The sequence below is a fragment of the Vibrio sp. D431a genome, assembly GCF_030248655.1.
Taxonomy (GTDB): Bacteria; Pseudomonadota; Gammaproteobacteria; order Enterobacterales; family Vibrionaceae; genus Vibrio; species Vibrio alginolyticus.
This window is the reverse complement of sequence record NZ_JAHGAP010000051.1, coordinates 40,085-49,357: the sequence shown is the minus strand read 5'-3', so window position 1 is coordinate 49,357 and position 9,273 is coordinate 40,085. Positions and strand designations below refer to the sequence as shown.

Here is a 9,273-nt window from a genome sequence, read left to right as displayed (position 1 = left end):
TTTTTCTTTAGACACGATCGTGTTCCTTCCTAGTTATGATTCGTCGTGATCATTATTGATCGACGACGCGCCAGAAATTGTTATTTTATGCGCCAACGCCCGTTAGCGCAATATTTGGACGCCCTGATCTCGCAAAAAGTCGTAAACTTTTTGCAGTTCAATCGTCAATTAGTAACCACGCTCTGCAATAATTTTATCTGCGAAGTTTTTCGGCACTTCAGCGTACTCGTGAAACTCCATAGAGTAAGACGCACGGCCTTGAGTTGCAGAACGTAGATCAGTTGCGTAACCGAACATTTCGGATAGTGGTACTTGAGCACGGATGATCTTAAGACCAGCCACACCTTCGTCCATGCCTTCAATGATACCGCGACGACGGTTTAGGTCACCAACAACGTCACCCATCCAGTCTTCCGGAGTGGTTACTTCGACATTCATCATAGGTTCTAGAATCACAGGTTGTGCTTCTAGTGCACCTTTCTTGAATGCCATCGAGCCAGCGATCTTAAACGCCATCTCGCTTGAGTCTACATCGTGGTAAGAACCATCAAATAGTGTAGCTTTAATATCTAGTACAGGGTAACCCGCTAGAACACCACTATTCATTTGCTCTTCGATACCTTTCGATACCGAACTGATGTATTCCTTAGGAATCACACCGCCCACGATTTCGTCTACGAATACGAAACCTTCACCAGGCTCAGAAGGCTCAAGTTTGACCCAAACATGACCGTATTGACCACGACCACCTGATTGACGAACAAACTTACCTTCAACTTCCGCTTTACCACGAATGGTTTCACGGTAAGCAACCTGAGGTTTACCAACGTTACAATCAACGCTGAATTCACGCTTCATACGATCAACGATAATGTCTAGGTGAAGTTCACCCATACCTGAGATCAGAGTCTGACCTGATTCGTCGTCCGTTTCCACGCGGAATGATGGATCTTCCGCGGCTAGTTTACCTAGCGCGATAGCCATTTTCTCTTGGTCTGCCTTAGAACGAGGCTCTACAGCAATCTGAATAACTGGTTCAGGGAACTCCATGCGTTCTAGAATCACTTTGTGGTTCTGATCACACAGTGTGTCACCTGTTGTTACGTCTTTCAGACCGATAGCAGCTGCAATATCACCAGCGCGAACTTCTTTCACTTCTTCACGCTTATTCGCATGCATCTGAACGATACGACCAAAACGCTCTTTCTTCTCTTTTACTGAGTTGTAAACAGCGTCACCCGAGTTTACAACACCGGAGTAAACACGCATGAAAGTTAGCGTGCCCACGAATGGGTCAGTCGCAATCTTAAACGCTAGCGCTGAGAAAGGTTCGTTGTCGTCAGCATGACGCTCAACTTCATTTTCTCTTTCGTCGACACCTTTAATTGCAGGTACGTCAACAGGCGATGGCAAGAACTCAACTACTGCATCCAGTACCGCTTGAACACCTTTGTTCTTAAACGCACTACCACAAGTAGCCAGTACGATTTCGTTATTTAGTGTGCGAGTACGTAGAGCTTGTTTGAGCTCAGCTTCAGTCAATTCACCTTCTTCAAGGTACTTGTCCATCAGCTCTTCGCTAGCTTCAGCAGCGGATTCAACCATGTGGTTGCGCCACTCTTCAGCAAGTTCAATCATGTCAGCTGGGATGTCTTCGTAAGTAAACGAAGTGCCTTGATCGGCATCATTCCAGTTGATCATTTTCATCTTGATAAGGTCGATGACACCTCTGAACTCATCTTCCGCACCAACGTTCAGCTGGATTGGAACAGGAGTCGCACCAAGACGATTCTTAATTTGGTTCACAACGCGTAGGAAGTCTGCGCCCGCACGGTCCATCTTGTTTACAAATACCAAACGTGGAACGTGGTATTTGTCTGCTTGACGCCATACAGTTTCAGACTGAGGTTCAACACCAGATGAGCCACAGAACACAACCACAGCACCATCAAGTACACGAAGAGAACGCTCTACTTCGATAGTAAAGTCAACGTGTCCAGGGGTATCAATGATGTTTACGCGATGCTCAGGGAACTGTGCTTCCATACCACGCCAGAATGTAGTAGTAGCAGCGGATGTGATAGTGATACCACGCTCCTGCTCCTGCTCCATCCAGTCCATGGTTGCTGCACCATCGTGAACTTCGCCGATTTTGTGAGAAAGGCCAGTGTAGAACAGAATACGCTCAGTTGTGGTTGTTTTTCCTGCATCTACGTGAGCACAGATACCGATATTACGGTATAGCTCAATAGGAGTTTTACGAGCCACGATTGTATCCTCTTACTAAGGTGTACCTTAGAGTATAGAAAAGTGCTGCGAGAGAACCTCGCAGCACAGAAGGTATTACCAACGGTAATGAGCGAACGCTTTGTTTGCGTCAGCCATGCGGTGAACGTCTTCACGTTTCTTAACCGCAGTACCTTTGTTCTCAGACGCGTCTAGCATTTCAGCAGCTAGGCGTTGAGCCATAGATTTTTCACCACGCTTGCGCGCAGCTTCAACCAACCAACGCATAGCAAGTGCGTTACGGCGAACCGGACGTACTTCTACAGGTACTTGGTAAGTTGAACCACCAACACGGCGAGATTTAACCTCTACCGCTGGGCGAACGTTTTCAAGAGCTTCTTCAAAAATAGCTAAGTGGTCTTTACCAGACTTTTCAGCCATAGCATCTAGTGCAGTGTAAACGATTTTCTCTGCAGTAGATTTTTTACCGTCAACCATTAGGATGTTAACGAATTTTGCCAGCAATTCAGATTTGAATTTTGGATCTGGAAGGATCTTACGCTGACCAATGACGCGACGACGTGGCATGGATTTATCTCCGTTGTCTTCTTCAGGTTTTATCCAAAACTTTTCAGTTTTTTCAAAAAATTAAAAATAATTTAGTGTTTGGCCTTACTTAACGGAATCCATTAAGACTTAGGACGCTTCACACCGTACTTAGAACGACCTTGTTTACGGTCATTTACGCCAGCACAGTCTAGTGCGCCGCGAACAGTGTGGTAACGCACACCTGGAAGGTCTTTAACACGACCACCACGGATTAGAACAACTGAGTGCTCTTGAAGGTTGTGACCTTCACCGCCGATGTACGATGTAACTTCGAAGCCGTTTGTCAGACGTACACGACAAACTTTACGAAGTGCTGAGTTAGGTTTTTTAGGTGTAGTAGTGTAAACACGAGTACATACACCACGTTTTTGTGGGCACGCTTCTAGTGCAGGCACGTTGCTTTTAACAACTTGCTTTGCACGTGGCTTACGTACCAACTGGTTAATAGTTGCCATTAACTAGCTCCTGATTTACTTGAAAGTAAGCTTTGTGAAAAATCTATCCCCAACTGCCAATGCAGTTAGGGACGCAAAATTCTATGCAGCAGTGAGAGGTGTGTCAAGAAATATACGGATCTTTTTTGTTCAATTAGAACAATTCATCCGTAAAGCTTTGTCGACAGCAAATCTTGTTCAATCCCAAGTTAGGGATTTATCCTGTTTTGCTGTTAGTTCAACGAAGCCTGAATAATTCACAATCGTCAGCGATGGACTGATACGATTTGCAATACCGCGAGCTTGTGCATCGCTCTCTAACACAAATACGCTGCGGTTTTTTAGGTGGGAAAATGCGTTATGTTGCGAGTTAGCAGCGTACACTGCATCTTCTATAAGTAAGATGTCATCCTGTTCACTGCATAAAGGCATAGCGTCTTCTAGAGCAGAGACTGTTTTTATGATGTGTAACATAACTTCCTCAAAAAGACAGTAGCTTGCCAGCGTGTTGTAACTTATCTTTGAGCTGTTCTGAGCTTAACGCTTGGGCTTCAATGACTAAATCCGCTTGCGCCAAACCTCGCTGGGTTAACGACTCTAAACACACAAAGACTTGTTCGATGTCGTATAAATCGAAAAGCTTTAACATCGGCGCGTAATCTTTACTCAAAATATTGTTGGGGTCTTGCCCGAGTAGAAGCTGGTATACCCCGTCACCCATGAAAATGACGCTGATATCTTCACAGTAAGCCGACGCGGCTAACAGTGCATCCACACCTTCACGACCAGCTGCACTGCCATGTGGCGCACTACGAAATAGATAAGTTAACTGACTCAAAACTGTACCACTCTGTCTTGGGTTAACATCGCTTCAGCTAGGCTACCTAAGCCTGCTTGTTCAAAACCATCGGCTAGATTGTTCTGAACCAAACCATGTTGATTCGCTTCTTCTTCACTTACAATCCCGCGACGCAAAGCGGCCGCGACACAAGTTTCTAGGCGAACACCATGCTCTTTAGCCAAAGACTGCCACGCCTTATTGAGATCAAATTCATCGTTGGCTGGCACACTCAAAGCAGTACCATTAGTCACACCATCTTGATAAAAGAAGACGCTCACTAGCTGATGGCCTTGCTCTATCAACGCTTTGGCGAACTGATAAGCACTGCGCGCTGACTGGCTGCCATAAACGGGACCATTCACCACTAACGTGTAAGTCAGTTTACTCACCTTTCATCATCCTCGGTTTTACGTTGACGAATGTACAAGTAAACGGTGTGTTTTGAAATATTAAGGCGATCCGCAACACGGTTGATGGCATCTTTAATATCGAAGATACCTTTGTCGTACAACTCCATCACGATCTGGCGATTTTTGGTGTTGTTAGACACGGATTTATCCGCATTGATCTCTTCGATGGTGCGTTCAACAGTTTGGTCCACCAGCTCTTCTACGTCACTAGCAAAGTTGACCGAGGAAGCCGCTTCTTTCGCTTCTTGCGTCGGCATGAAAGACTGAAGAACTTGCGAGAAAGGCGCATCCAAGTTGACGTTGATACACAACAAACCAATCACGCGATTTTCGCCATTACGAATGGCGACAGTAATCGACTTCATCAACACGCCACCTTTTGCACGGGTAAAGTACGAACGTGAGAAGTTGCGCTCCGAGCCTTCGATGTCTTTTAGCATCTTAAGCGCTAAATCAGTGATTGGTGAGCCGACTTGGCGCCCCGTATTTTCACCGTTAGCGATTTTAATTGCAGAGGTATTTAAGTCTTCTAGAGAGTGAAGAACGATTTCACAAAATGGACCTATCAGGCTGGCGATACCATCCACGACCGCCTCATAAGATCTTAAAATGATTTTGTCGTGCTCGGTAAACGGCATCACGTTAACGGATTCCATTTCGAGCAACATCTCCGCGTTTATTGTTTCTGTAGTTGTCATAAGCCTTCGAGCGAAAAATCAACAAATTGGTGTAAGTTTATCAGAAAATTTGAAAAGCAACCTAGCAAACTCACCAACTAGTGACCTAGAACAAAAAAGGCCCGTTAAACGGACCTTTTTCAATAACTTATCGCAGCTTATTGTTATTGCTCTGCGTTGTCGTTCTCAACTTTTAGCAGCTCAACTTCAAATACTAGCGTTGAGTTAGCAGGAATGCTTGGTGTGTCTTGGTCACCGTATGCTAGCTCTGGCGGGATAACGAATTTGAATTTAGAACCCACAGGCATTAGCTGAACACCCTCTGTCCAACCTGGGATTACACGGTTAAGTGGGAACGTTGCAGGTTCACCACGATCGTATGAGCTGTCGAACTGAGTACCGTCGATCAGAGTACCTTTGTAGTGTACTTGAACCGTATCAGTGTCTTTTGGCTTCTCACCTTCAGCTGGTGTCATTACTTGGTATAGAAGACCTGTATCTGTCTTCACTACGCCTTCTTGCTTCTCAAACTCAGCACGGAAATCATCGCCAGCTTTTTTCGCTTCAGCTGCTTTCTCAGCCGCTTGTGCTTGCATCTTTTCTGCAACACGCTTGTCTAGAGATTCTAGTGCTGCACGTGTTTCTTCTTCATTCAATTCAGCATTGCCTTTGAAGACGTCTTCGATACCTTTTAGTACCAAATCTTTGTTAAGATTAATGCCGATTTCGCTTGGCTTGTCGATGCTTGTGCTTAGGTAGTTAGCAAATGAAACACCGATTGCGTATGCCGCTTTGTCGTCGTCGGTTTTAAAGTGAACCGCTTTACCGGTTTCTGCTTGAACTTGTTCTGCTTGAGGTGCGGTTTCTGTTTTAGTTTCTTCTTTCTGACAACCTACCGCTAGCATAACTGTTGCAGCAAGTAGCGACACTTTTAAAACTGATTTCATTAAATTCTCCCAATAATGGCTCTGCCATTGGTTGTTGTGCACAAATCTTCTATGAGACTAGTGAAGACAATCGTTATACCAATATACTAGCTATATGTCTTAAGACACAAACCGGATTATTAGATGTGATGCAAAGAATTTTTCATTTATTCCTATATTTAATTGTCATCACCACGTTAAATGGTTGCTTTTTCGCCGAGCGTGAAGTGCAGCGTTGGCCGATAGAACCTCAAGGTGCGACGAGCTTCGCACTTAGCAGAGATGGACGGTTTGCTCTGCTCTATTCTCAACAACGTCATTTGATGTTGTGGGACCTAGAGCAAAATGAACAACTAGCCAATCTGGGTGAACTCGATGCCGATGCCAATGTGGTTTCCCATATCCGCATATCTGACAATGGTCGCTACGCAATTACAGCAAGCCAAATGAACTTCGCAGTTTGGGACCTAGGCTGGACGCAATCCGAAGGCCTTTGGTCTATCTCTGATGCGCTCATTCGCGACGTTGATATCACCAGTAATGGTGAACAAGTTCTGCTTGGGTTATCCAACGGTAAAGCAATTTATGTCAACTTAGTCACCGGGCGTCGCATGGAGTTCCTTGCGCATCGTGAAAAAGTCAATTCCGTGGCCATTTCTCCTAATGGGCGCTTCGCCCTAACCGGAGGTAATGACTATAAAGCGTATCTGTGGGATACCGAAACCGGACAAGTACTACGAACCTTCGAACATGAACAACGAATTGTTCGCGTGGCCCTGCAAAGAGATGGAAAATTAGCAATGACATCTGATGGCGGAAACCAAGCGATTGTTTGGAATTTAAAAACTGGACAAGAAGTCACACAGTTGAGCAGTTGGTCACGCCAATTAATTTTCTCTACCGCACGATTTTCTGACGACGGGACTCAACTAGTCACAGGAAGCCCTTCTGGCCGTGTGTCGATATGGGATACTCAAACCGGAAAACGAATGAGTGGATTTGAAGTGGAGCCCAAAAAAGACACTCGCCCTCCACGTGCGGTCGTGTATGATGCAGCCTTTGATTCAAAACAACGCGTAATTACTGCTACTTCAGCAGGTATTGCCCAAGCTTGGCAGTTAGAGAACGGATCATGACAGAAAAAATCATTCAGCAATTGGAAGCACGCATTAATGACTTAGAATGTCAGCTTGCGTTCCAAGAACAGACTATTGAAGATCTGAACGGAGCTTTATCGCAGCAACAACTGCAAATTACCAAGATGCTCGATCAGATGAAATATGTGGTAGGTAAAGTAAAAAATATGGACTCGTCGAATTTAGCCGATCCGTCAGAAGAAACCCCACCACCGCATTATTAAAATGCAGGCTCAAATAGCATAAAGCCCAGAACATGTTCTGGGCTTTGTTGTATTAATTACTTAAGAAGGTACTCAAGAGGAAGCTATTCGTCGGCGTAGATTTTAACGCTCAGCTCGCCTTGCGTATTAATGCCTGCTCGGTACATGCCAGAACTGTTCATCGCAAAGTGCATCTCACCTTTAGCATCAATGGCAATCAAACCGCCCTCTCCGCCCATCTGTTTGAGATCACCTTGGATAATGTGTTCACAAGCCGTATGAATATCTTCTTGTAAGTAACGCATACGTGCTGCAACGTCTTCCGCAACACGTTTACGAATAAAGAACTCGCCGACACCCGTAGTGGAAACTGCCACGACGCCATTTTCGGCCACCGTACCACAACCAATAAGAGCCGAATCTCCGACTCGGTTGTATTTCTTATTCGTCACGCCACCCGTACTGGTGGCAGCGGCTAAGTTGCCTTGTTGATCTAACGCTACCGCACCAACCGTACCGTGCTTACGGTCATCTGGGTAACGAGATTCCGACAAAGCAAACAGTCCTTTCTCACGCATAGACAGCAACTGCTCATAACGGCGATCAGTAAAGAAGTAATCTTGCTCGGTATACTCATGGCCTTGCTCAAAAGCAAACTTCTCTGCGCCCTCACCCACCAACAGCACATGATTGCTGTTTCGCATCACGTCACGAGCGAGCTCAATTGGGTTTCTGATATGACGAACCCCTGCGACCGCACCTGCTGCAAGGTTTCGCCCATCCATCACAGAAGCGTCCATTTCAACCATTTCGTTGTTGGTCAGCACTGAGCCTTTACCCGCATTAAAGTTAGGAGAGTCTTCCAATACTTTCACTGCCGCTACGACTGCATCTAAGGCTTCACCGCCCGTGTCTAGAATTTGATGTCCCGCTTTTACCGCAGCTTCTAAATCCGCCAAGATGGATTGTTGCAGCTCATCGCTCATCTGTTCACGCAAGATGGTGCCTGCACCGCCATGAATGGCAATCGAGAAAGGTTTCGTCATCGCTTTGTCCAACTGTTATTCCTTGTATGGTTGGCACTACACCTTAGATAAACAAAAAGCGCAAGTTGAAACTCAACTTGCGCTTTTCAAAGCTTTGCTAGATAAGATTATCTAGTGAAGGAGCTTATGATTAGTGAGAACCACAGCTACCGCCGCCACAGCAGCCGCCTTCTTCTTCGTGATCGTGGTCATGATCGTGACCACCACAACAGCCACCACCTTGGTGGATGTGACCGTGTTCGATCTCTTCTGCTGTTGCTTCACGTGTAGACATAACTTCTACTTCGAAAGTTAGTGTTTGACCAGCTAACATATGGTTACCGTCAACAACCACTTCGTTGCCGTCAACTTCTGTTACTTCAACAGGGATTGGACCTTGGTCAGTGTCAGCTAGGAAGCGCATGCCCACTTCGATTTGCTCAACGCCTTGGAACACGTCCGCAGGAACGCGCTGTACTAGCGCATCGTTGTGCTCACCGTAAGCTTCTTCAGGAGCTACCGTTACTGAGAACTTGTCGCCAGCCACTTTACCTTCAAGTTCTTTTTCAAGACCTGTGATTAGGTTGTTGTGACCGTGAAGGTAATCTAGGGGTGCTTCTGCTGTTGATTGATCAACAACGACACCGTCTTCCATCATTACTTTGTATGCAAGGCTTGCAACAACGTTCTTTTCAATTTTCATACTAACTCCAGGGAGATTAATTGACTTAACCTGAATGGGGTTAAGTACTGAGATATCTGGGTGTATTATGGGGATCAATTATC

General features: G+C 45.6%; 12 protein-coding genes. 2 read left to right on the top strand and 10 right to left on the bottom strand.

Annotated elements, in window-relative coordinates; all coding sequences use genetic code 11:
- Positions 1-168: 168 nt before the first annotated feature.
- The 8 genes from fusA to fkpA all read right to left on the bottom strand — a co-directional run bounded on the left by fusA (position 169) and on the right by fkpA (position 6,144).
- Positions 169-2,268, bottom strand: coding sequence for an elongation factor G (fusA, locus tag KJB35_RS26615; protein WP_005382794.1), 2,100 nt, complete (start codon positions 2,266-2,268; stop codon positions 169-171).
- A 75-nt stretch (positions 2,269-2,343) separates the two neighbouring features.
- Complete coding sequence (rpsG, locus tag KJB35_RS26610; RefSeq protein ID WP_005382796.1) at positions 2,344-2,814, bottom strand: 30S ribosomal protein S7; 471 nt, start codon at positions 2,812-2,814, stop codon at positions 2,344-2,346.
- A gap of 101 nt (positions 2,815-2,915) precedes the next feature.
- Positions 2,916-3,290, bottom strand: a complete 375-nt coding sequence (gene rpsL / locus KJB35_RS26605) for a 30S ribosomal protein S12 (protein WP_004399892.1) — start codon at positions 3,288-3,290, stop codon at positions 2,916-2,918.
- A 177-nt stretch (positions 3,291-3,467) separates the two neighbouring features.
- Complete coding sequence (gene tusB, locus KJB35_RS26600) at positions 3,468-3,743, bottom strand: sulfurtransferase complex subunit TusB (RefSeq protein WP_042523643.1); 276 nt, start codon at positions 3,741-3,743, stop codon at positions 3,468-3,470.
- Positions 3,744-3,750: 7 nt separating this feature from the next.
- Complete coding sequence (gene tusC, locus KJB35_RS26595; protein ID WP_054730477.1) at positions 3,751-4,107, bottom strand: sulfurtransferase complex subunit TusC; 357 nt, start codon at positions 4,105-4,107, stop codon at positions 3,751-3,753.
- Positions 4,104-4,499: a sulfurtransferase complex subunit TusD gene (tusD, locus tag KJB35_RS26590; RefSeq protein WP_017633744.1), complete on the bottom strand. Its 396-nt coding sequence runs from the start codon at positions 4,497-4,499 to the stop codon at positions 4,104-4,106. The genes tusC and tusD overlap by 4 nt, the downstream gene beginning before the upstream one ends.
- On the bottom strand, positions 4,496-5,218 hold the full coding sequence (locus KJB35_RS26585; RefSeq protein WP_005382804.1) for a transcriptional regulator: 723 nt from the start codon (positions 5,216-5,218) through the stop codon (positions 4,496-4,498). The genes tusD and KJB35_RS26585 overlap by 4 nt, the downstream gene beginning before the upstream one ends.
- A 143-nt stretch (positions 5,219-5,361) precedes the next feature.
- The gene (gene fkpA / locus KJB35_RS26580) at positions 5,362-6,144 is read right to left on the bottom strand and encodes an FKBP-type peptidyl-prolyl cis-trans isomerase (protein WP_017821751.1); all 783 of its coding nucleotides are present in this window, start codon (positions 6,142-6,144) and stop codon (positions 5,362-5,364) included.
- Positions 6,145-6,272: 128 nt separating this feature from the next.
- Here fkpA and KJB35_RS26575 point away from each other — a divergent pair, with 128 nt between their 5' ends.
- Entirely contained in the window at positions 6,273-7,259 is a 987-nt protein-coding gene (locus KJB35_RS26575) for a WD40 repeat domain-containing protein (RefSeq protein ID WP_017633742.1), read from the top strand.
- Positions 7,256-7,483, top strand: coding sequence for a SlyX family protein (locus KJB35_RS26570; protein ID WP_005381455.1), 228 nt, complete (start codon positions 7,256-7,258; stop codon positions 7,481-7,483). Before KJB35_RS26575 ends, KJB35_RS26570 begins: the two co-directional genes overlap by 4 nt.
- Before the next feature lie 83 nt (positions 7,484-7,566).
- Here the strand turns inward: KJB35_RS26570 and KJB35_RS26565 are convergent, their stop codons facing one another.
- On the bottom strand, positions 7,567-8,508 hold the full coding sequence (locus KJB35_RS26565) for an isoaspartyl peptidase/L-asparaginase family protein (RefSeq protein ID WP_031812779.1): 942 nt from the start codon (positions 8,506-8,508) through the stop codon (positions 7,567-7,569).
- 130 nt (positions 8,509-8,638) lie between these two features.
- Entirely contained in the window at positions 8,639-9,190 is a 552-nt protein-coding gene (gene slyD / locus KJB35_RS26560) for a peptidylprolyl isomerase (protein WP_005381451.1), read from the bottom strand.
- Between the last annotated feature and the right edge of the window lie 83 nt (positions 9,191-9,273).

What these genes read in the sequence shown, in the direction of transcription:
- KJB35_RS26570 (WP_005381455.1), top strand. Translation starts at nt 7,256, where the DNA reads ATGACAGAAAAAATCATTCAGCAATTGGAAGCACGCATTAATGACTTA.
- KJB35_RS26565 (WP_031812779.1), bottom strand. Translation starts at nt 8,508, where the DNA reads ATGACGAAACCTTTCTCGATTGCCATTCATGGCGGTGCAGGCACCATC.
- KJB35_RS26575 (WP_017633742.1), top strand. Translation starts at nt 6,273, where the DNA reads ATGCAAAGAATTTTTCATTTATTCCTATATTTAATTGTCATCACCACG.
- KJB35_RS26585 (WP_005382804.1), bottom strand. Translation starts at nt 5,218, where the DNA reads ATGACAACTACAGAAACAATAAACGCGGAGATGTTGCTCGAAATGGAA.
- rpsL (WP_004399892.1), bottom strand. Translation starts at nt 3,290, where the DNA reads ATGGCAACTATTAACCAGTTGGTACGTAAGCCACGTGCAAAGCAAGTT.
- rpsG (WP_005382796.1), bottom strand. Translation starts at nt 2,814, where the DNA reads ATGCCACGTCGTCGCGTCATTGGTCAGCGTAAGATCCTTCCAGATCCA.
- slyD (WP_005381451.1), bottom strand. Translation starts at nt 9,190, where the DNA reads ATGAAAATTGAAAAGAACGTTGTTGCAAGCCTTGCATACAAAGTAATG.
- tusB (WP_042523643.1), bottom strand. Translation starts at nt 3,743, where the DNA reads ATGTTACACATCATAAAAACAGTCTCTGCTCTAGAAGACGCTATGCCT.
- fkpA (WP_017821751.1), bottom strand. Translation starts at nt 6,144, where the DNA reads ATGAAATCAGTTTTAAAAGTGTCGCTACTTGCTGCAACAGTTATGCTA.